Below are 19,621 nucleotides of genomic sequence, written 5' to 3'. Positions count from 1 at the left end.
CGGGGCTGGGTTCCCGGGGATGGCCGGAATCCATGAAGTCGGTACCGCCGGGGCGGAAGTGACGCGTGGGCGTCGGGCAGCGGGCCGTCGCCGGTCCATCCCATGGACGCCCCGGCGACGGCTGCGGGCCTCGGGCGATCATGACGGCATGCCCCTGGTCGACATCCCCGGTTCCAAGTCCATCACCGCCCGCGCCCTCTTCCTGGCCGCCGCGGCCGACGGTGTCACCACCCTTCTGCGCCCGCTGCGCTCCGACGACACGGAGGGCTTCGCCGAGGGGCTGACCCGGCTCGGGTACCGGGTCGGCCGGACCCCGGACACCTGGCAGATCGACGGCCGCCCGCAGGGCCCCGCGGTCGCGGAGGCGGACGTGCACTGCCGCGACGGCGCGACGACCGCCCGTTTCCTGCCCACGCTGGCCGCCGCCGGCCACGGCACCTTCCGCTTCGACGCCTCGCCGCAGATGCGCCGCCGCCCTCTGCTGCCCCTCACCCGTGCCCTGCGCGACCTGGGCGTGGAGCTGCGGCACGAGGAGCGCGAGGGCCACCATCCGCTGACCGTGACGGCGGCCGGCGTCAAGGGCGGCGAAGTGACGCTGGACGCCGGGCAGTCGTCGCAGTATCTGACCGCCCTGCTGCTGCTCGGCCCGCTGACCCGTGAGGGACTGCGGATCACCGTGACCGACCTGGTCTCGGTGCCGTACGTCGAGATCACGCTCGCGATGATGCGGGCCTTCGGGGTGCAGGTGGGCCGGGCGGGTCACACCTACGAAGTCCCGCCCGGCGGTTACCGCGCCACCACCTACCCGGTCGAGCCCGACGCCTCGACCGCGAGCTACTTCTTCGCGGCGGCGGCCGTCACGGGCGGCGAGGTGACGGTCCCGGGCCTGGGCGAGGGGGCGCTCCAGGGCGACCTGGGCTTCGTCGACGTACTACGGCGGATGGGCGCCGAGGTGTCGGTGGGCGCGCGGTCGACGACGGTGCGCGGCACGGGCGAACTGCGGGGCGTCACCGTCAACATGCGGGACATCTCCGACACGATGCCCACCCTCGCGGCCATCGCCCCGTTCGCCTCCGGGCCGGTGCGGATCGAGGACGTGGCCAACACCCGGGTGAAGGAGTGCGACCGGCTGGAGGCGTGCGCGGAGAACCTGCGGCGGCTCGGCGTGCGGACGCGGACGGGCCCGGACCGGATCGAGATCCAGCCCGCCGGACCGGGCGGCCCGACCGGAACGGAGATCAAGTCCTACGGCGACCACCGCATCGTGATGTCCTTCGCGGTGACCGGGCTCAGGGTGCCGGGTGTCTCGTTCGACGACCCCGGCTGCGTACGGAAGACCTTCCCGGGCTTCCACGAGGAGTTCGGGGCGCTGCGCGCGAGGCTGTGACGGGGGCCGCGCCCGCCTCCTCATGCCGAGTCGTTGAGCAGGCGGCCCAGGTGTTCCCGTCCGGCCGTCAGCAGCTCGGGCAGCGGGGCGGCGTCCTCGTACCAGCGCTTCTCGTACTCCCAGCACAGCCAGCCGTCCCAGCCGTGCCGTGAGAGGACCTCCACGCAGTCCGCGAGCGGGAGCACTCCGGTGCCCAGCGGCAGCGGGGTGGTGTCGGCGGCGGAGGCGATGTCCTTGACCTGGACATAGCCCAGGTAGGGGGCGAGGGCCGCGTAGGTCTCCGAGGGCTGTTCGCCGCCCAGCCAGGTGTGCATGACGTCCCACAGCGAGCCGACATGGCGGTGGCCGACCAGTCCGAGGACACGGATCGCGTCCGCGGCCGTGCGGTGCGAGTCATGGGTCTCCAGCAGGATGCGTACGCCCATGTCGGCGGCGTGCTCCGCGGCCGTGCCCAGGCGCCGCGCGGCGATCGCGTCCGCCGACTGCGCGGTCTGCTCGGGGTCGGCGCCCGGGAACACCCTTACGAAGCCGGTGCCGAGGTCGTGGGCGAGGTCGACGAGGGCGCGGATCTCCTCGATGACGGGGCCGTCGTCACCGGGCGCGGCGACCCGGGCGTACCCGGCCAGGCCCAGGAGTTCGACGCCGGCCGCCTTGAACTCGCCCACGATTTCGGCCCGTTGACCCGCATCGAGGCCGGGGTGAACCGGCTCCTGAGGGTGGGTGCGGAGCTCCACGCCGTGATAGCCGTGGCCCGTCGCGAGCCGCAGTACGTCGGGCAGGGGGAGGCCGGGGACGCCGAGGGTGGAGAACGCCAGTTTCATGAGTTCCACCTTGCCAGGGAAACGCGGGGTCACACATGGGGACGGCGATGCGATGCCGGCGGTGTCACTCCGGCGTGCCCCGCAGATCCAGCCGCCAGTCCTGGCCGACCAGGTCCTTGCCGAAGGAACGGTGCGGTTTCTCGGCCGCCAGGACGAAGCCGTGCCGCTGGTAGACGTGGCGGGCGGCGGTCAGCACGTCGTTGGTCCACAGGACGAGGTCGCGGTAGCCGACGCCGCGCGCGAAGTCGACGACCGTGGCGACCAGGCGGTCGCCGATGCCGAGGCCGCGGGCGTCGGGCTCGACGAGCAGCAGGCGCAGCCGGGCGGTGGCGGGGGCCTCGTCGCGTACGCACATCACGCAGCCGACCGGCCTGCCGTCCAGCTCGGCGATCCACACCCGCTCCAGATGCGGATCGTGATCCTGCGCGAAGTCGGCGACGATCCTCGCCACCAGCCCCTCGTAGTCGGCGTTCCAGCCGTACTCGGCGGCGTACAGCGCGGCGTTGCGCTGCACGATCCAGCCGAGGTCGCCGGGTCCGGGCTCGCGCAGCAGGACGTCCTCGCGGCGTGGCGGGCGGCCCTCGGACAGCAGGGTGCGCACGGTGGCCATCGCCTCCGTCAGGCGGGGCCGCTGCGCTGCCGGCACCGTGGCCAGCAGGGATCCCACCGACTGGTCCGCCCGTTCCTCCAGCAGCTTGCCGGTCTCCCGGCCGCGCGCGGTGAGCGTGACGCGCCGGCGGCGCGGGTCGCGGTCGGAGGTGGTGCGCTCGATCAGCCCGTCCTGCTCGAACTTGTTCAGGATCCGGCTCAGATATCCCGCGTCCAGGGAGAGCTCGGCGCGCAGATCGGCCGCGTCGGTACGCGGGGAGTGCGCGAGCTCGTACAGGACGCGGGACTCGGTGAGGGTGTAGGGGGCGTACAGGTGGCGGCTGTAGTCGAGGGCCCCGATGACGTTGGTGTAGAAGCGGTTGAAGGCGCGGATGTCCTGGACGCTCATGGTCTTCCTCGTCGCCTCGGATACTTGACTCAGTCAGAGGTGCCTCGGTCCGAGCGTAAGTCGTCCGTGCCCGCGCGGGCTACCCCTGCGCGGCGGGCCGGTAGACGCACACCTGCGCGCCCGTCTTGGCGGTGGTGGTGGAGACGAGCTCGAACGGCCGCTTCCCGCCGTCCGCGGGGAAGATCGACTTTCCGCCGCCCAGCAGCACCGGCATGACGATGAGCTGGAGCTCGTCGACCAGACCCTCCTGGATGAGGGTGCGCACGAGGGTGGGGCTGCCCATCATCGCCAGATCCCCGCCCGCGCTCTGTCGCAGCTCACGGATCCGGGCGACGGCCTCGCCGCCCGGGATGCGGGTGGTGTTGTTCCAGGTCAGCTCGTCGTCGGTCAGGGTGTCGCTCACGACGTACTTCTTGAGGGAGTTCAGCCGGTCGGCGAAGGGGTCGCCGGCGCGCCCGGGCCAGGCGGCGGCCATCGTCAGATAGGTGCGGCGCCCGTACAGCAGCGCCTCGGCCTTCTGCATCCCCGCGTCGAAGGCGCCGCCGAGGACTTCCGCGTCGAAGTACGGGTGCGACCAGCCGCCGTGCGCGAAGCCGCCGTCGGTGTCCTCCTGGGGGCCGCCGGGGGCCTGGACGACGCCGTCGAGGCTGATGAACTCGGTGATGACGATGCGCATGGGAGGCGCTCCTGTGGGTCGTTCGGACGCGGACGGAGGAGAGACCGGGCCGCCGCCGGAAACTCATCGGTGGCAACTGCATGGCCCGGGCCACACTGTTGATAACTGCATACGTAGTACTCTCCCCGTAGTGGTCCGATCGGGTGGCGCGGATGCCGCCACGGGGGGAGTGACGCCCATGGTGAGACGGAACGACCAGCGGCGTGCCGCGCTCGTCGACGCCGCGATCGAGGTACTGGCCCAGGAAGGCGCGCGCGGCCTGACCTTCCGGGCGGTGGACAAGCAGGCCGCCGTACCGGCCGGGACCGCATCCAACTACTTCTCCGGCCGCGACGAGCTGCTCACCCAGGCAGGGGCCCGCGTCTACGAGCGGCTCCAGCCCGACGAGGCGACCATCGCCCGCCAGCGGGCGGCCGGCCGCGACCGGGAGACGTACGCCGAGCTCATGCGGGAACTCGTCGGCCGGGTCGCCGGTTTCCGCACCGGCTACCTTGCGCTGCTCGAACTCCGCCTGGAGGCCACCCGCCGCCCCGAGTTGCGCAAGGTGCTCACCGAGCGGGTCAGGGCGGACGTCGACGCCAACGTCGCCTATCACGCGGACTCCGGCCTCCCCGGCGACGCCATGGCCGTCAAGCTGCTGATGCTGACCCTGAACTGGCTGATCGTCGAGCAGCTCACCCTGCCGGACGTCTTCTCGGCGGCGGAACGGGAGCAGCTGGTCAGGGCCGCGGTCGAGCGGCTCGTAGTGCCGGACTAGCACCGGCCACGGGCGCGGGAGCGGGGCTCCTCGATCCCGCCCCGCGCCGTCACCGCACCACGTGCTCCAGGAACCGCCCGGCGGTCTCCGCCAGCACCTCGCGGCCGTCCCGGGCCCACAGCCCGTCGTTGAACAGCTCGACCTCGATGGCCCCGGTGTACCCGGCCGCCTCCACGTACCCCTGCCACTCCCGCAGGTCGACGGCCCCGTCCCCGAGCTGACCGCGTCCGGTGAGCACGCCCTGCGGCAGCGGGGTCGTCCAGTCGGCGAGCTGGAAGGTGTGGATCCGGCCGGCCGCACCGGCCCGGGCGATCTGCGCGGGCGCGGTGTCGTCCCACCAGACGTGGTACGTGTCCACGGCGACGCCGACCTGCCGGGCCGGGAAGCGCTCCGCGAGGTCCAGTGCCTGGGCCAGGGTCGACACCACGCAGCGGTCGGAGGCGTACATCGGGTGCAGCGGCTCGATCGCCAGCTTCACCCCGCGCTCCTCGGCGTACGGGCCCAACTCGCCCAGCGCGTCGGCGATCCGCTCCCGTGCGCCGTGCAGGTCCCTGGAGCCGGTGGGCAGCCCCCCGGACACCAGGACCAGGACACTGGTGCCCAGCGTCGCCGCCTCGTCGACCGCCCTGCGGTTGTCCTCCATCGCCCCGGCCCGCTCCTTCGGGTCGATCGCCGTGAGGAAGCCGCCGCGGCACAGCGTGGTGACGGTCAGCCCGGCGTCGCGGACCAGCTCGGCCGTCGCCTGAAGTCCGTACGCCTGGACGGGCTCGCGCCACAGGCCGACGTGGGTGATGCCCAACTGCCCGCAGGCGTCGGCCAGCTCGGGCATGGACAGCTGCCGGACGGTCATCTGGTTGATGGAGAAGCGCTCGAGTCCGGTGCTCACCGGGCCACTCCGTACAGGGCGAGCAGGGTGCGCATCCGCTCCTCGGCGAGCTTGGGATCCGGGAACAGGCCGAGCCCGTCGGCGAGTTCGTAGGCGCGGGCGAGGTGCGGCAGGGAGCGGGCCGACTGGAGGCCGCCGACCATGGTGAAGTGCGACTGATGACCGGCCAGCCAGGCCAGGAAGACCACACCCGTCTTGTAGAAACGGGTCGGCGCCCGGAACAGATGGCGGGACAACTCGACCGTGGGGTCCAGCAGTTCACGGAAGCGGGCCGCGTTCCCCGTGTCCAGCACCCGCACCGCCTCGGCGGCCAGCGGCCCCAGCGGGTCGAAGACGCCGAGCAGGGCGTGGCTGAAACCCTTCTCGTCGCCCTCGATCAGCTCGGGGTAGTTGAAGTCGTCGCCCGTGTAGCAGCGCACGCCTCGCGGGAGCCGGCGGCGGATGTCGATCTCCCGCCCGGCGTCCAGCAGCGAGACCTTGATCCCCTCCACCTTGTCCGGGTGGGCGGCGACGACCTCCAGGAAGGTCTCCGTGGCCCTGTCCAGGTCGGACCAGCCCCAGTAACCCTCCAGCGCGGGGTCGAACATGGGGCCCAGCCAGTGCAGGATCACCGGTCCGGCGGCCTGGCGGAGCAGATGGCCGTAGACCTCCAGATAGTCCTCGGGGCCCTGGGCGGCGGCGGCCAGTGCCCGCGAGGCCATCAGGATCGCCTGCGCCCCGCTCTCCTCGACGACGGCGAGCTGCTCCTCGTAGGCGGCCCGGACCTCGGCGAGCGACCCGGCCGCGAGCTGGTCGCTGCCCACACCGCAGGCGATCCGTCCGCCGACCGCCCGGGCCTCGGCGGCCGACCGGCGGATCAGCTCCGCGGCGCCCGCCCAGTCCAGGCCCATCCCGCGCTGGGCGGTGTCCATGGCCTCCGCGACGCCGAGCCCGTGCGACCACAGGTGCCGGCGGAAGGCGAGGCTGGCGTCCCAGTCGACGGCGGCGGGCGAGTCGGGGGAGACGTCGGCGTACGGGTCGGCCACCACATGGGCCGCGGCGAAGACCGTACGGGAGGTGAAGGGGGCGCCGGGGGTGAGGCTGCGCGGCTCGGCGCGCGGCTCGTGGACCCGCAGGCCGCCTGTGGCGTCGGGCAGTCGGATGGTCACGGCTGGATCTCCGGTACGTCGAGACGGCGGCCCTCGGCCGAGGACCTCAGGCCCAGCTCGGCGAGCTGGACGCCGCGGGCACCCGCGAGCAGGTCCCACTGGTAGGGAGCATCGGCGTGGACGTGCCTGAGGAACAGCTCCCACTGGGCCTTGAAGCCGTTGTCGAACTCCTCGTTGTCGGGGACCTCCTGCCACTGGTCGCGGAAGGAGTAGGTGGCCGGGACGTCGGGGTTCCAGACCGGCTTGGGGGTCATCGAGCGGTGCTGGACCCGGCAGTTGCGCAGGCCCGCGACGGCCGAGCCCTCGGTGCCGTCCACCTGGAACTCGACGAGCTCGTCGCGGTTGACGCGCACGGCCCAGGAGGAGTTGATCTGGGCGATGACGCCGCCCTCCAGTTCGAAGATGCCGTACGCGGCGTCGTCGGCCGTCGCGTCGTAGGGCTTGTCGTTCTCGTCCCAGCGCTGCGCGATGTGGGTGGTGGCGACGGCCTGGACGGACGTCACCCGGCCGAACAGCTCGTGCAGCACGTACTCCCAGTGCGGGAACATGTCGACGACGATGCCGCCGCCGTCCTCGGCCCGGTAGTTCCACGACGGGCGCTGGGCGCGCTGCCAGTCGCCCTCGAAGACCCAGTAGCCGAACTCGCCGCGCACCGACAGGACGCGGCCGAAGAAGCCGCCGTCGATGAGCCGCTTCAGCTTGCGCAGGCCCGGCAGGAAGAGCTTGTCCTGGACGACGCCGTGCTTGACGCCGGCCTCGTTCGCGAGCCGGGCCAGCTCCAGGGCGCCCTCCAGTCCCGTGGCCGTCGGCTTCTCGGTGTAGACGTGCTTGCCCGCGGCGATCGCCTTCCTGATCGCCTCCTCGCGCGCGGAGGTGACCTGGGCGTCGAAGTAGACGTCCACGCCCGGGTCGGCGAGGACGGCGTCGAGGTCGGTGGAGAGGTGCCCCGGGTCCAGGCCGTGCCGCTCGGCGAGCGCCTTCAGGGCGTGCTCGCGGCGGCCGACCAGGACCGGCTCGGGCCACAGCACGGTGCCGTCGCCGAGGTCGAGGCCGCCCTGCTCACGGATGGCCAGGACGGAGCGGACCAGGTGCTGGCGGTAGCCCATGCGCCCGGTGACACCGTTCATGGCGATACGCACCGTCTTGCGAGTCACGTCATTCCCTTCGCGCGCGGGGTGGGCCCGAGTGGGGCCCGCCCGTCGGCCGGTGAGTGCAGTAGCGAGCGTGATGGCAAGCGCTTTCTATCAACTAGAAGCTAGCCTCTGGGCAGCCGTCCGGGCAAGACCGTGACCAGCCTGAGTTGTTCGAGGGGGCGAACAACAGGGGGGTTCTGGCCTTAAGGTCAGCTCGTCACACCTGGAACCGCGGGCCGCGGTGGCCTGTCTACGAGCACGTACGAGGCGGTTCGACGAGATGCGCGACCGGAGGAAGACGAGATGACGGTGACCCTGGCGGACGTGGCGGCCCGCGCCCAGGTCTCCCCCGCGACGGTGTCGCGCGTACTGAACGGGAACTACCCCGTGGCCGCCTCCACCCGGGAGCGGGTGCTGCGCGCGGTGGACGAGCTGGACTACGTCCTGAACGGTCCCGCGAGCGCGCTGGCCGCGGCCACCTCCGATCTGGTCGGCATCCTGGTCAACGACATCGCCGACCCCTTCTTCGGGATCATGGCGAGCGCGATCCAGTCCGAGATCGGCGGCCCGGGCGGGCGCGCGGGCGGCGAACGGCTGGCCGTGGTCTGCAACACCGGAGGCTCCGCCGAGCGCGAACTGACGTATCTGACGCTGCTCCAGCGCCAGCGGGCCGCGGCGGTCGTGCTGACCGGCGGCGCCATGGAGGACGCCCCGCACGCGGCGGCGATGGCGGCGAAGCTGCGGAAGCTGACGGAGGCCGGGACCCGGGTGGTGCTGTGCGGACGCCCGCCGGCGGCGGACACCGGGGCGATCGCGCTGACCTTCGACAACCGCGGCGGCGGGCGTGAGCTGACCGAGCACCTGATCGGCCTGGGCCATCGCCGGCTCGGCTACATCGCGGGCCCGGAGGAGCGGACGACGACCAGGCACCGGCTGGAGGGCCACCGGGCCGCGCTCGAGGCGCACGGCATCGAGCAGGACGAGCGCTGGACGGTGCACGGCCGCTACGACCGGCAGTCCGGCTACGAGGCGACGCTGGAGCTGCTGCGCCGGGACCCGTCCCTGACGGCCGTGGTCGCCGCGAACGACTCCGTCGCGCTGGGGGCGTGCGCGGCGCTGCGGGACTCCGGGCTGCGGATCCCGGACGACATGTCGGTGGCCGGTTTCGACGACCTTCCGTTCAGCGTGGACGCGATGCCTTCGCTCACGACGGTCCGGCTGCCGTTGGCGGAGGCGGGCGCGCGGGCCGGACGGATCGCGATGGCGAGGGAGGAGCCGCCGCCAGGGGGGATCGCCACGATCCGGGGGGAGCTGATGGTCCGGGGCTCGTCCGGCGGGCCTCGGGGCTGAGCGTCGGGGTGGTTCGGCGGGGGCGGCAGGGGCGGGTGCGATCGGCGAACCGCCCACGTCCCGCGCGAGACCGCGCCCCGAGGACGAGGCCACTGCGGGCGGCGTCCGGGGCCTGGGGTCCGGGGTTCGTGGTCCGCAGGTTCGTGGTCCGGGGATCGTGGTCCGCAGGTTCGTGGGTCCGGGGTTCGTGGTCCGGTCCCTGGCCGCCGGGCACGTGTGGGGCGTGATGGGCACGGCCGGGGTCCGGGGTCCGGCGCATGTGGTCCGTGGTCCGGGGTCCGTGGTCCGGCGCCTGTGGTCCGGGGCCCGTGGTCCATGGTCCGGGGTCCCGGCGGGCGGCGCGGCGAGGGGGTCGAGGTGGTCGGTGCCGCGTGCCGGGGCTGGGTGGTCGCCGGGCAGTTGCGGGTGGGCCGCGGCCTGGAGGAGCTGCGCCTGTGGTCCGGGGGCCGTGGCCCGGCGCCTGTGGTCCGCGGTCCGGGGCCCGTGGTCCGGCGTCGGTGGTCCGGGGCGGCGGACTGTGATCGCTGCGGGCCCGGTCCTGTCGAGGGGCTCGATCCGTCCGTCCTCACGGCGGGAGCAGCGGACCCAGTGGGCCGAGGTCGAGGTTCAGGTCGTCCAGGGTGAGGCCGTAGCGGTCGCACAGCTCGTTCATCCGGTCGTACAGGAGCATCAGGGTCAGGCCCAGCCTCTCCTCCTGTTCCTCGGTCAGGTCGCCCTGGTCGACGCGGTGCAGGGCCTGCCGCTCCATCAGCTGGCGCAGCAGTTCGACGATGGTGAGGACCAGTTTCACCAGGTCCCGCTCCACGGTGTCCGGATCGGCGTGCAGCCGGCGCGCGGCACTCTGGCCCGCGGGCGGCGGGGTCATGTCGTCCGGCCGCGCGGGCAGCAGCGAGAACGCCCGGTGCGCGGCCTGTGCCACCTCCCGCAGCCGGTCGGGGGACGGTCGGTCAGCCGGGCCGGTCACCGGAATCCTCTGAATCCTCTGCTCTGGTGGAGGGCCGCTGCGGCAGCACGGGTGCCCACTGCTCCTCCATCTGCTCGCGCACGGCGATCACCACCGCGCGCAGCGAGATCCGCACCAGGTCGATGTCCGCGATCGACAGGACGAGGTCGCCGGTGAGGACGACACCGCCGCTCAGCAGCCGGTCGAGCAGATCGATCAGCGCGACCTGGCGGCCACTGAGGGGGCTGTCGTCGTCGTAGCCGCCGTACGACTCGTAAGAGCCGTAGGTCTCGTACAGGCGGGCCTCGTCGTCCTCGGTCACCGTTGTCGCGCCCCCTCGGGGCGGGCGGCGCCCTCCTCGGCCGGCGCGGTGAAGGAGTACGGCGCCCAGGGCCCGGTCACCTCGACCCGCACCCCGGGCAGGTCGTGGGCGGTGTGCAGCATCCGGGAGCGGAACTCCTCGGCCAGCCGGCGCGGCACGAGGTACGAGTCGTTGGCGAGGTTCTCGGCGCCGGGGCGGGCCAGGGTGCCCTGCTGGGTGCTGTGCCGGGCGCGTTCGACGGCGAGGGCGCGGGCCTGCTCCTCCGTGCGGCGCACGGCCTCCTCCGCGCAGCGCCGGGTCTCCTCACGCGCCTGGTGATGCTGCCGGCGCCGGCGCAGATACGCGCGTCCGGGGGCCGGGTCGTCGGCCGGGCTGCCGGCTGCCGGGGGCGCGGGGACGGGGTCCAGGGCGGCGGGCACCTCGGCGTACACCTTCACGCCCCACTCCACATGGTCGTCGAACCGGTCCAGCAGCGCGGTGAAGGACTCCCGCCGTTCGCTCAGCATGCGCTCGACCCGGGCGTCGTCGAGGTAGACGGTGGCCAGGCGCAGCGGGAGGACCGTGGTGCGGGCGGCGAGGGTCTCGATCACGAGATGGTGGGCCCGGGCCGTCGACTCCAGCCAGGCGAGGTCCTCCAGGCGGGCCCGCAGCGCCGACTCCGAGAACTGCTCGCCGGGCACGGCGCTGACGGCTGCGGCGACCGGGTGCGAGGTGACCAGGGTGACCGCGGCGCCCGCCACACCGCGGACGCCGGCGAGCGCCGCCTGCGCCGAGCGTGCCGCCGTACCGGACGAGCGGACCACGGCGTACGCGTACCTCAATCGATGCCCGTTCACGGCTCTCGGCCCCGGCCCCGGTCACGTTCCCGGTCCTCGGCGTCGTCGTCCTTCTTGCGCCGGGCGCGCTGGGGCTGCGCGCCGGACTCCGGCTCGGGCTCCGCCTCCTTCGACCGGCGCCGGGTGCCCGAGTCGCGGGCGGTCAGCTCGCCCGCGGATTCCGCCTTCCCGACCTTCCCCGTCCTGTCGGACCGCCCGGCCCGCTCCACTCGCTCGACCTTGCGGCGCAGCTCCTCCACCTCGGCCCGCAGGCTCTCGTTCTGCTCCTCCAGGGTGTCCCGGTGCCTGGCGCGGGAGGACAGCGCGGGGTCGTGCTCCCACCAGTCGATGCCGATCTCCCTGGCCTTGTCGACCGAGGCCACCAGGAGACGGAGCTTGATGGTCAGCAACTCGATGTCGAGCAGATTGATCTTGATGTCGCCGACGATGACGATGCCCTTGTCGAGCACGCGTTCAAGGATGTCCGCGAGATTGGCGCTGGAGCCCCCGCCGCCGTACGGGTAGAGCCCCTGGGACGGCGAGGAGCGGGGGGCGGGTTCGGTCACGGCACTCTCACTCCTCCCGGGTCCGCGCGGATCGGCGGGCCGAGCCGCGCTCGGGGCGCTCGCGCCGCTTCTCGCGCGTACGTTCACGCTCGTCGGCTTCGTCCTTGCCTTCGCCCTCGTCTCCGCCGCGTCCCTCGGTCGCGTCGGTGACCGCCTCGGCGGCGCCCGACAGCGCCCCCTTGCTCCGGCCGCCGGCACCTTCCTCCACGGATCCCTGGACGAGGTCGGTGAGCTGCGCCGGCGCCTTGCCGCTCGCTTCCAGATCCAGCCGGTTGCACGCCTCGGCGAAGCGCAGATAGGTGTCGACACTGGCGACGACCACCCGTGCGTCGATCTTCAGGATCTCGATGCCGACCAGGGACACCCGCACGAACGCGTCGATGACCAGGCCCCGGTCGAGGACGAGTTCCAGCACGTCGTACAGGTTTCCCGTCCCCGTCCCGCCGCCCGCGGGGGCGGGTACGCCGGCTCCACCGTTGCCCTGCGGCACCACAGTCACGGTGCCATCCCTTCCGGCCCGACTCCCCGGCGAAAGGGGAGACGGCCTAGCGGCCGTCCCTCCTGTCCACCTGCGCGCGCGTGTAGCGACGCCCGCGCCTGTACGACTGCAGCTTCCCCTCCTGGTCCAGAACCACGTGGTAGCTGGCCATCACGCTGGTCGTCTCGGGAATGCGTTCCACTTCTACGACCTCGACGTCGGCTTCCCAGCCCTGATCGGTCGGTTCCATCGCGGAAACCGACTCAGGTGCCCTCCCCAGCAGCCCGGCGAGCTGCTCCAGCGCGCATCGCATCGCCTCCGCGATGCGTATCCGCGGCTCACGATCGCTCGTGATCACTCACCTTCTCGCTTCGTTCTCCATCATCGGCTTCCCGTACGGCTCATGCCACTTCTCTCGTACGGCGCAGCACCGCCTGCCCGGTGCGCTGTCTGCCGGCCGCCCGCTTGGTGAGCACCGCCAGCACCACCGGGACCACCATCTCCACCACCCGGGCCACCCCGCCCGACGGCAGTCCCGTTCTGCGCGCCACCGCGTCGGCGACCGGCTCGGCCTCCTCGGCCAGCAGACCGGCCATGAGGCCGCCCGTGGCGAAGCCGCCCTGTGTGGCCACGCCGGTGAGCGGGGCCTCGGGCAGGGTCGCCACGGCCTCCCCTTCACCGGACAGCGCCGAGACCGTCGTACCGACCATCTGTCTGGCCCCCGCCTCGTCCGTGCCCAGCAGCCCCGCGATGTGCCCGATCCGCTCGTCGCCGAGTTCGTCGAGCACGTCGTCCTGGAGGGACGTGAGGGGGTTCTCCGCTACCTCTGACATGTCTGAAACGCTACGTCTGCACCGATTCGTAGTCACGCCGAGAGGGCGCTGAGAAAAAATTCGCGGGGACTGTGCAACCCTTCCTCCACTTCGCCGGTCGTACTTGGCATCAGAACCCTTGGAGGGGGATCCGGGGGGATCGAGGGGGTTCTGACGGGAGGGGAAAACGCGAGGGGCCCGGTCGACGGACCGGGCCCCTCGAAACGTCCTGAAGCTCGAAGCGGCCCCAAGCTGGAACGTCTTCAAGCTGGAACGTCTTCAAGCTGGAAACGTCTTGAAGCGGTCAGAAAAAGACCCCGCAGCGCAACAGCACATTCGCGTACGGGCGTGCCTCACCGGTCCGTACGACCAGCCGCGCCCCGGCCGACAGCTCCTTGAGCCGGTCGTGCGTGACCAGCTCCAGCCGGGGAAACTCCTGCTCCAGCAGCGCAGCCACCGCGGGGTTCGCCGCCCGTACCTCCGTGGCCGCCGTCGCCCCCTCGACCGCGAGCTCGGCCAGCAGACCGTCCAGCACCACGGCGAACGACGGCACTCCGGCCCGGAAGGCCAGGTCCACGACCCGGGGCCCGTCGGGTATCGGCATGCCCGCGTCACACACCAGCACACCGTCGCCGTGGCCCAGCTCGGCCAGCGCGCCGGAGAGATGACGGTTCAGGATTCCGGCCTTCTTCACCGCGCCTCGACCTCCGCGGCCGTCGGGAAGGACTCCTGAGCGCCCTGCCTGGTCACGGCCACCGCCCCGACCCGGGCCGCGTACGCCGCCGCGTCCGCCAGCGACGAGCCCGCCCCCAGCTCGACGGCGAGCGCGGCTGTGAACGCGTCTCCCGCGCCCGTCGTGTCCACCGCGTCCACCTTCACGGACGGCACCCGCGTCACCCCCGCCGGGGAGGCCACCAGCGCCCCCTGAGCCCCCAGGGTCACCACCACCGAGCGGGGCCCCTTGGCGAGCAGGATCCGCGCCCAGTCCTCCGGCGTCTCGCCCACCGCGGAGTCACCGAGGATGACCCTCGCCTCGTGCTCGTTCACGATGAGCGGATCGCAGGCCACCAGCACCTCGGTCGGCAGCCGGCGGGGCGGGGAGGGGTTGAGGACGAACCGGCTGCCCTCCGCCAGACTGCGCACGACCTCGACGACCGTCTCCAGCGGAATCTCCAGCTGGGCCGAGACCACCCGGGACGCCTGGAAGAGACTCGCGGCGGCCCGGACGTCGTCCGGTGCGAGCCTGCCGTTGGCCCCCGGCGAGACCACGATGCTGTTGTCCCCGGACGGGTCCACCGTGATCAGCGCGACGCCGGTCGGCGAGCCGCCGACCAGGACGCCCACCGTGTCGACGCCGGCCGTGCGCTGCGAGTCCAGCAGCAGCCGGCCGTGCGCGTCGTCGCCGACCCTGGCCAGCAGGGCCGTACGGGCGCCGAGCCGGGCGGCCGCGACCGCCTGGTTCGCGCCCTTGCCGCCCGGGTGGACGGCCAGGTCGGAGCCGAGCACGGTCTCGCCGGCACCCGGCCGGCGCTCGACACCGATCACCAGGTCGGCGTTGGCCGACCCTACGACCAACAGGTCGTAGTCGTACATGAGGTTGCTCCCCTGATAGGTCCCCGGTATGACGTGGGGCGGACGGCCGCCGCGAGGCACGAAGCCGGGTCACCGTGCCGTCGGGCACAGCCCGTGGCCCGGCCTCCATGCTCCTGCAACGACCGCCCTCCCGTTCGCCGTTCGCGGATGTCAGCCGCCGAAACCGGCCACGTTCTCCTTCGTGACCACCTTCACCGGCACCTTGACCGTCTCCTGGACCTTCTTGCCCTCGGCGGCCCGCAGCGCGTTGTCCACCGCGATCCTGCCGAGCTCCTTGGGCTGCTGAGCGACCGAGGCGTACAGCGTGCCGTCCTCGACCGCCGTCAGACCGTCCGGAGTCCCGTCGAAGCCGACGACCTGGACGTCCTTCCCGGCCCTGGCGCCGAGTGCCTTGATCGCGCCGAGCGCCATCTCGTCGTTCTCGGCGAAGACGCCGTCGACGTCCGGGTGCGCCTGGAGGAGGTTGGTCATGACGTCCAGGCCCTTGGTGCGGTCGAAGTCGGCCGGCTGCTTGGCGACGACCTCGATGCCCGGGTAGTCCTTGAGCCCCTCGGCGAAGCCCGCGCCGCGCTCCCGGCTGGCGGACGTGCCGGCCTGGCCCTGGAGGATCACGACGGTGCCCTTGCCGCCCAGCTTCTCGGCGAGCGCCCGCGCGCCCAGCTTGCCGCCCTCGACGTTGTCGGAGGCCACCAGGGCCGCCGTATCGGCCTTGTTGACGCCGCGGTCGACGCCCACGACCGGGATGTCGGCCTTGTTGGCCGCGCGGACCGACGGGCCTGCCGCGTCCGAGTCCACCGGGTTGACGATGATCGAACCGACGCCCTCGGACGTGAAGTTCTGGAGCTGGTTGGCCTGCTGGGAGGCGTCGTTCTGCGCGTCGGTGACGGTCAGGTCGGCGCCCAGCTTCTCCGCCTGCGCCTCGGCGCCGGCCCGGATCTGCACGAAGAACGGGTTGTTGAGAGTCGACAGCGACAGGCCGACCTTCTGCGACGCCGCGGACGACGAGCCGCCGTGCAGGAACGACGTGGCACCGACGATCGCCGCGGCGACCACGGCCGCCAGGACGTACGTCGCCGCTTGCTTGCCCCGGCCCCCCGGTGCCCCCGCACCCGCCGGCGCCGCGCTCGCCCCGGCCTTGCGCCGCACCGTGTCCAGCAGCACCGCCAGGGCGATGACGACGCCGATGACGACCTGCTGCCAGAAGGCGGACACCGAAAGGAGGTTGAGCCCGTTGCGCAGCACCGCCAGGATCAGCGCGCCGATCAGGGTGCCGGACGCCTTGCCGGTGCCGCCCGCGAGCGAGGCGCCGCCGATGACGACGGCCGCGATGGCGTCGAGCTCGTAGCCCTGCGCGGCCTGCGGCTGCGCGGAGGACAGCCGGGCGGCGAGCACGATGCCCGCGGCGGCGGCGAACAGCCCCGAGAAGGCGTAGATGGCGAGCTTCTGCCGCTTCACCCGCAGACCCGACAGGCGGGCCGCCTCCTCGTTGCCGCCGATCGCGTACATCGAGCGCCCGATGTACGTCCGGCCCAGCACGAACGCCGTGATCAGCCCCATGCCGATCATCACCAGCACCGGTACCGGCAGCCATCCGCCGAGCGTGTCACCGAGGTGCGAGACCGAGTCGGGGAAGGCGATGGGGGAGCCCTGCGAGATCACCAGCGACAGACCGCGGGCCACCGAGAGCATGGCCAGCGTCGCGATGAACGGCGGGAGTTTGCCGTACGAGATCAGGAAGCCGTTGACCAGGCCGCACGCTATGCCGGTCGCGACGGCCAGCAGGACGGCGAGGAGGACCGGGACGCCTTCCGATGTGGCGCTCCAGGCGAGGACGGTGGCGGACAGGGCGGCGACCGAGCCGACCGACAGGTCGATGCCCGCCGAGACGATCACGAAGGTGACGCCGAAGGCGAGGATCGCGGTCACGGCCGCCTGGACGCCGACGTTCAGCAGGTTGTCGGCCGTCAGGAAGTCGCCGGACAGCGCCGACATGGCGATGACCAGGACGATCAGTGCGGTCAGCGCGCCGTTGTCGAGCAGGAGCCGGCGCAGGCCGCCCGAGGCGGCACGCCCGCCCGCCGGGCTCTTGAGCGTGTCAGTGGCCACGGGGGCCCTCCAGTTCGGTCGTTGCTTCGGTGGTGGGGGCGCTGACGGCGAGCGCCATGACGGAGTCCTGGGTCGCCTCGTCGGCGGTCAGCTCGCCCGCGATCCGGCCCTGGGCCATCACCAGGACGCGGTCGCTCATGCCGAGGACCTCCGGCAGATCGCTGGAGATCATCAGGACGGCGGCGCCCTGGGCGGTGAGTTCATTGATGAGCTGGTAGATCTCGACCTTGGCGCCGACGTCGATGCCGCGCGTCGGCTCGTCGAGGATCAGCACCTTGGTGTCCGCGAGCAGCCATTTGCCGATGACGACCTTCTGCTGGTTGCCGCCGGACAGGGTGCGCACGTGCTGGCCGAGGCCCGCCATCCGCACCCCCAGCTGCCGCGCGATCCGCGCGGCGGCCTCGCGCTGCCCCTTGAGGTCGACGAGCCCCGCGCGCGTGGCCGAACGCAGCGTCACCAGGCCGAGGTTCTCCTCGACCGACGCGTCCAGCACCAGGCCCTGTCCCTTGCGGTCCTCGGGGATGAGCCCGATGCCCGCGGTCATCGCCGCGTTGACGTCGTGCCGGGCGATCGCGCTGCCGGCCACCCGCACCGCGCCCCGGTCGTAGGGATCGGCTCCGAACACCGCCCGCACCACCTCGGTGCGCCCGGCCCCGACCAGCCCGGCGATGCCGACCACCTCACCGGCGCGCACCTCGAAGCTGACGTCGTGGAAGACGCCGTCCCGGGTCAGCCCGTCCACGGTCAGCAACGCGGCGCCCCTGTCGGGCCGTTCACGCGGATACTGCTGCTCGATGGAGCGGCCCACCATGAGCCGGACCAGTTCGTCCTCCGGCGTGGCGGCCGGGACCTGCCCGACGCTCCTGCCGTCCCGGATGACCGTCACCCGGTCGCCCAGGGCGGCGATCTCCTCCAGGTGATGCGTGATGAAGACGATGCCGACGCCGTCCTCGCGCAGCCTGCGCACGATGGAGAAGAGCTTCTCGACCTCCTCGGAGGTCAGCACGGCGGTCGGCTCGTCCATGATCAGAACACGCGCGTCCAGGCTGAGCGCCTTCGCGATCTCGACCATCTGCAGGCGCGCGATGCCCAGTTCGCGGACACGCGCGCGTGGCGAGACGCTGACCCCGACCCGCTTCAGCAAAACCTCGGCGTCCGCCTCCATCCGCTTGCGGTCGATCATCCCGAACCGGCGCGGCTGCCGCCCCAGGAAGATGTTCTCGGCGACCGTCAGATCGGGAACGAGGTTGAACTCCTGGTAGATGGTGGCGATCCCGAGCCGCTCGGAGTCCTGCGCGCCCTGGATGCGCGTCTCCGCGCCGCCGACCAGGATCCGGCCGGCGTCGGGCGTGTAGGCGCCGGAGAGCATCTTGATGAGGGTGCTCTTGCCCGCGCCGTTCTCACCGAGCAGCACATGCACCTCGCCCCGGCGCAGGTCGAAGTCGACGCCGTCCAGCGCGACCACGCCCGGGAAGGTCTTCCGTATGCCCTCGATGCGCAGCAACTCGTCCGCGTCGCTCACGACTGGCTCCTGTTCGTCAGGGGGTTCTCGGCAAGGTCCTCGACGGCGTTCTCGGCGGGGTTTCCGGCGCGTTCGCCGGCAGGGGATCCGGCGGGGTTCTCGCCGCAGGAGCGGCGTACGACGAGCCGGGCGGGGAGGGTGACGGACTCGCCGGGCCGTCCCTCGATGCGGTCGACCAGGGCCCGTACGGCGGCGCGGCCCAACTCGCCCGTCGGCTGGGCGATCGCGGTGACCGGCGGATCGGTGTGCACGAACCAGGGGATGTCGTCGAACGCGGCCAGTGCGAGATCGTCCGGTACGCGCAGCCCACGCGCGCGTACCGCGTCCAGCGCGCCGAGCGCCATCAGGTTGTCGGCCGCGAAGACGACCTCGGGCGGCTCCGGCAGGTCGAGGAAGCCCTCGGTGGCCCGGCGCCCGCTCTCTGCCTGGAAGTCGCCCTGGCCTGTGTAAGCGGCGGGGAGTTCGAGGCCGTGCGCGCCGAGCGCCTCCCGGAAGGCGTCGACGCGCTCGCGTCCGGTCGTGGTCGCCGCCGGTCCCGCGATGATCGCGAGCCGCCGGTGCCCGAGCCCGTGCAGATGCGCCACCAGGTCCCGTACGGCACCGCGTCCGTCGGACCGCACCACCGGCACGTCCACGCCGGGGATCCAGCGGTCCACGAAGACCATCGGGGTCCCGGCCCGCGCGGCGTCCAGCATGCGCGGCGAACCGCCGTCGGTCGGGGAGACCAGCAGTCCGTCGATCCGCCGGTCCAGCAGGGTCGTCACATGGTGGTCCTGGAGATCGGGCCGCTCGTCGGCGTTGCCGATGATCACGCTGTAGCCGAGCGCGCGGGCCTCCTCCTCGACGGAGCGGGCCAGCTCGGTGAAGTAGGGGTTCATCACGTCGCTGATGACCAGGCCGAGGGTGCGGGTCTGGTCGGTGCGCAGGGAGCGGGCGACGGCGTTCGGGCGGTAGCCCAGGGTCTCGACGGCGGCCAGCACGCGCGTGCGTGCCTCGGCGCTGACCGACGGATGGTCGTTCAGGACACGCGAGACCGTGGCGACGGAGACGCCCGCCTCGGCAGCGACGTCCTTGATGCTCGCCATCGCCGCTCCACCTCCTTGTGGATCGTTCGTGGTCCGATCGCGGGCCGATGGCCTCGTGGAATCGCTGGTGGAATCGATTACAACGGCTCGCACGGAGGATTGGAATCGATTACATGAGGGTCTATCAAGCCCTCGACCGCATCTCGCAACCGGATCGTGATGTCGCGGTCCGCTCCCGGGCGATCCAGGCTGGAAGAGCGGAGGTCTTCCATCGAGCCACCGAG

Annotated in this window: 21 protein-coding genes; 3 read left to right on the top strand and 18 right to left on the bottom strand. The window is 72.4% G+C overall.

What is annotated here, in order from left to right:
- The first annotated feature begins 148 nt into the window (after nt 1–148).
- Nucleotides 149–1,387, top strand: a complete 1,239-nt coding sequence (gene aroA / locus ACHBTE_RS20685) for a 3-phosphoshikimate 1-carboxyvinyltransferase (RefSeq protein WP_394725462.1) — start codon at nt 149–151, stop codon at nt 1,385–1,387.
- Nucleotides 1,388–1,407: 20 nt separating this feature from the next.
- Here aroA and ACHBTE_RS20680 read toward each other — a convergent pair whose 3' ends face one another.
- The 3 genes from ACHBTE_RS20680 to ACHBTE_RS20670 all read right to left on the bottom strand — a co-directional run bounded on the left by ACHBTE_RS20680 (nt 1,408) and on the right by ACHBTE_RS20670 (nt 3,881).
- Nucleotides 1,408–2,208: a sugar phosphate isomerase/epimerase family protein gene (locus ACHBTE_RS20680; RefSeq protein WP_394725461.1), complete on the bottom strand. Its 801-nt coding sequence runs from the start codon at nt 2,206–2,208 to the stop codon at nt 1,408–1,410.
- A 64-nt stretch (nt 2,209–2,272) separates the two neighbouring features.
- A complete protein-coding gene (locus ACHBTE_RS20675) occupies nt 2,273–3,205 on the bottom strand; it encodes a GNAT family N-acetyltransferase (RefSeq protein ID WP_394725460.1) in 933 nt (310 codons plus the stop codon).
- Nucleotides 3,206–3,284: 79 nt separating this feature from the next.
- Nucleotides 3,285–3,881, bottom strand: coding sequence for a dihydrofolate reductase family protein (locus ACHBTE_RS20670; protein ID WP_394725459.1), 597 nt, complete (start codon nt 3,879–3,881; stop codon nt 3,285–3,287).
- Between the two features lie 178 nt (nt 3,882–4,059).
- Between ACHBTE_RS20670 and ACHBTE_RS20665 the strand changes: the two genes are divergently transcribed.
- The gene (locus tag ACHBTE_RS20665) at nt 4,060–4,638 is read left to right on the top strand and encodes a TetR/AcrR family transcriptional regulator (protein WP_394725458.1); all 579 of its coding nucleotides are present in this window, start codon (nt 4,060–4,062) and stop codon (nt 4,636–4,638) included.
- 49 nt (nt 4,639–4,687) lie between these two features.
- On the opposite strand, the gene ACHBTE_RS20660 is transcribed toward ACHBTE_RS20665, so the two are convergent.
- The 3 genes from ACHBTE_RS20660 to ACHBTE_RS20650 are packed head-to-tail and all read right to left on the bottom strand — an operon-like array spanning nt 4,688 to nt 7,826.
- Nucleotides 4,688–5,488 (bottom strand): sugar phosphate isomerase/epimerase family protein, encoded by an 801-nt coding sequence (locus ACHBTE_RS20660; protein WP_394725537.1) that lies wholly within the window; start codon nt 5,486–5,488, stop codon nt 4,688–4,690.
- A 32-nt stretch (nt 5,489–5,520) separates the two neighbouring features.
- Complete coding sequence (locus ACHBTE_RS20655; protein WP_394725457.1) at nt 5,521–6,672, bottom strand: dihydrodipicolinate synthase family protein; 1,152 nt, start codon at nt 6,670–6,672, stop codon at nt 5,521–5,523.
- Nucleotides 6,669–7,826 (bottom strand): Gfo/Idh/MocA family protein, encoded by a 1,158-nt coding sequence (locus tag ACHBTE_RS20650; RefSeq protein ID WP_394725456.1) that lies wholly within the window; start codon nt 7,824–7,826, stop codon nt 6,669–6,671. Before ACHBTE_RS20650 ends, ACHBTE_RS20655 begins: the two co-directional genes overlap by 4 nt.
- A 282-nt stretch (nt 7,827–8,108) precedes the next feature.
- Here ACHBTE_RS20650 and ACHBTE_RS20645 point away from each other — a divergent pair, with 282 nt between their 5' ends.
- Complete coding sequence (locus tag ACHBTE_RS20645; protein ID WP_394725455.1) at nt 8,109–9,155, top strand: LacI family DNA-binding transcriptional regulator; 1,047 nt, start codon at nt 8,109–8,111, stop codon at nt 9,153–9,155.
- 565 nt (nt 9,156–9,720) lie between these two features.
- Here ACHBTE_RS20645 and ACHBTE_RS20640 read toward each other — a convergent pair.
- The 12 genes from ACHBTE_RS20640 to ACHBTE_RS20585 all read right to left on the bottom strand — a co-directional run bounded on the left by ACHBTE_RS20640 (nt 9,721) and on the right by ACHBTE_RS20585 (nt 19,397).
- Entirely contained in the window at nt 9,721–10,119 is a 399-nt protein-coding gene (locus ACHBTE_RS20640; RefSeq protein WP_394725454.1) for a gas vesicle protein K, read from the bottom strand.
- Nucleotides 10,103–10,396, bottom strand: coding sequence for a gas vesicle protein (locus tag ACHBTE_RS20635; RefSeq protein WP_394725536.1), 294 nt, complete (start codon nt 10,394–10,396; stop codon nt 10,103–10,105). Before ACHBTE_RS20635 ends, ACHBTE_RS20640 begins: the two co-directional genes overlap by 17 nt.
- Nucleotides 10,397–10,416: 20 nt before the next feature.
- Complete coding sequence (locus ACHBTE_RS20630; protein WP_394725453.1) at nt 10,417–11,256, bottom strand: GvpL/GvpF family gas vesicle protein; 840 nt, start codon at nt 11,254–11,256, stop codon at nt 10,417–10,419.
- Nucleotides 11,253–11,801, bottom strand: coding sequence for a gas vesicle protein (locus tag ACHBTE_RS20625; protein ID WP_394725452.1), 549 nt, complete (start codon nt 11,799–11,801; stop codon nt 11,253–11,255). Before ACHBTE_RS20625 ends, ACHBTE_RS20630 begins: the two co-directional genes overlap by 4 nt.
- A gap of 7 nt (nt 11,802–11,808) precedes the next feature.
- Entirely contained in the window at nt 11,809–12,300 is a 492-nt protein-coding gene (gene gvpJ / locus ACHBTE_RS20620; protein ID WP_394725451.1) for a gas vesicle protein GvpJ, read from the bottom strand.
- Between the two features lie 46 nt (nt 12,301–12,346).
- A complete protein-coding gene (locus tag ACHBTE_RS20615) occupies nt 12,347–12,637 on the bottom strand; it encodes a gas vesicle protein (protein ID WP_394725450.1) in 291 nt (96 codons plus the stop codon).
- Nucleotides 12,638–12,680: 43 nt separating this feature from the next.
- Complete coding sequence (locus ACHBTE_RS20610) at nt 12,681–13,112, bottom strand: DUF937 domain-containing protein (protein ID WP_394725449.1); 432 nt, start codon at nt 13,110–13,112, stop codon at nt 12,681–12,683.
- 283 nt (nt 13,113–13,395) lie between these two features.
- The gene (gene rbsD, locus ACHBTE_RS20605) at nt 13,396–13,785 is read right to left on the bottom strand and encodes a D-ribose pyranase (protein ID WP_394725448.1); all 390 of its coding nucleotides are present in this window, start codon (nt 13,783–13,785) and stop codon (nt 13,396–13,398) included.
- Entirely contained in the window at nt 13,782–14,684 is a 903-nt protein-coding gene (locus ACHBTE_RS20600; protein WP_394725447.1) for a ribokinase, read from the bottom strand. Before ACHBTE_RS20600 ends, rbsD begins: the two co-directional genes overlap by 4 nt.
- A 150-nt stretch (nt 14,685–14,834) precedes the next feature.
- Complete coding sequence (locus tag ACHBTE_RS20595) at nt 14,835–16,790, bottom strand: substrate-binding domain-containing protein (protein ID WP_394725446.1); 1,956 nt, start codon at nt 16,788–16,790, stop codon at nt 14,835–14,837.
- Nucleotides 16,780–18,312: a sugar ABC transporter ATP-binding protein gene (locus tag ACHBTE_RS20590; RefSeq protein WP_394725445.1), complete on the bottom strand. Its 1,533-nt coding sequence runs from the start codon at nt 18,310–18,312 to the stop codon at nt 16,780–16,782. The genes ACHBTE_RS20595 and ACHBTE_RS20590 overlap by 11 nt, the downstream gene beginning before the upstream one ends.
- Nucleotides 18,309–19,397: a LacI family DNA-binding transcriptional regulator gene (locus tag ACHBTE_RS20585; protein ID WP_394725444.1), complete on the bottom strand. Its 1,089-nt coding sequence runs from the start codon at nt 19,395–19,397 to the stop codon at nt 18,309–18,311. The genes ACHBTE_RS20590 and ACHBTE_RS20585 overlap by 4 nt, the downstream gene beginning before the upstream one ends.
- Between the last annotated feature and the right edge of the window lie 224 nt (nt 19,398–19,621).

This window comes from Streptomyces sp. M41 (genome assembly GCF_043673425.1).
GTDB lineage: Bacteria > Actinomycetota > Actinomycetes > Streptomycetales > Streptomycetaceae > Streptomyces.
This window is presented reverse-complemented; position numbering and strand designations above follow the sequence as displayed.

Excerpts from the sequence above, each read along its gene's own strand:
- ACHBTE_RS20675 (WP_394725460.1), bottom strand. The coding sequence starts at position 3,205 with ATGAGCGTCCAGGACATCCGCGCCTTCAACCGCTTCTACACCAACGTC.
- ACHBTE_RS20645 (WP_394725455.1), top strand. The coding sequence starts at position 8,109 with ATGACGGTGACCCTGGCGGACGTGGCGGCCCGCGCCCAGGTCTCCCCC.
- ACHBTE_RS20665 (WP_394725458.1), top strand. The coding sequence starts at position 4,060 with ATGGTGAGACGGAACGACCAGCGGCGTGCCGCGCTCGTCGACGCCGCG.
- ACHBTE_RS20610 (WP_394725449.1), bottom strand. The coding sequence starts at position 13,112 with ATGTCAGAGGTAGCGGAGAACCCCCTCACGTCCCTCCAGGACGACGTG.
- ACHBTE_RS20600 (WP_394725447.1), bottom strand. The coding sequence starts at position 14,684 with ATGTACGACTACGACCTGTTGGTCGTAGGGTCGGCCAACGCCGACCTG.
- ACHBTE_RS20680 (WP_394725461.1), bottom strand. The coding sequence starts at position 2,208 with ATGAAACTGGCGTTCTCCACCCTCGGCGTCCCCGGCCTCCCCCTGCCC.
- ACHBTE_RS20660 (WP_394725537.1), bottom strand. The coding sequence starts at position 5,488 with ATGACCGTCCGGCAGCTGTCCATGCCCGAGCTGGCCGACGCCTGCGGG.
- ACHBTE_RS20585 (WP_394725444.1), bottom strand. The coding sequence starts at position 19,397 with ATGGCGAGCATCAAGGACGTCGCTGCCGAGGCGGGCGTCTCCGTCGCC.
- ACHBTE_RS20670 (WP_394725459.1), bottom strand. The coding sequence starts at position 3,881 with ATGCGCATCGTCATCACCGAGTTCATCAGCCTCGACGGCGTCGTCCAG.
- aroA (WP_394725462.1), top strand. The coding sequence starts at position 149 with ATGCCCCTGGTCGACATCCCCGGTTCCAAGTCCATCACCGCCCGCGCC.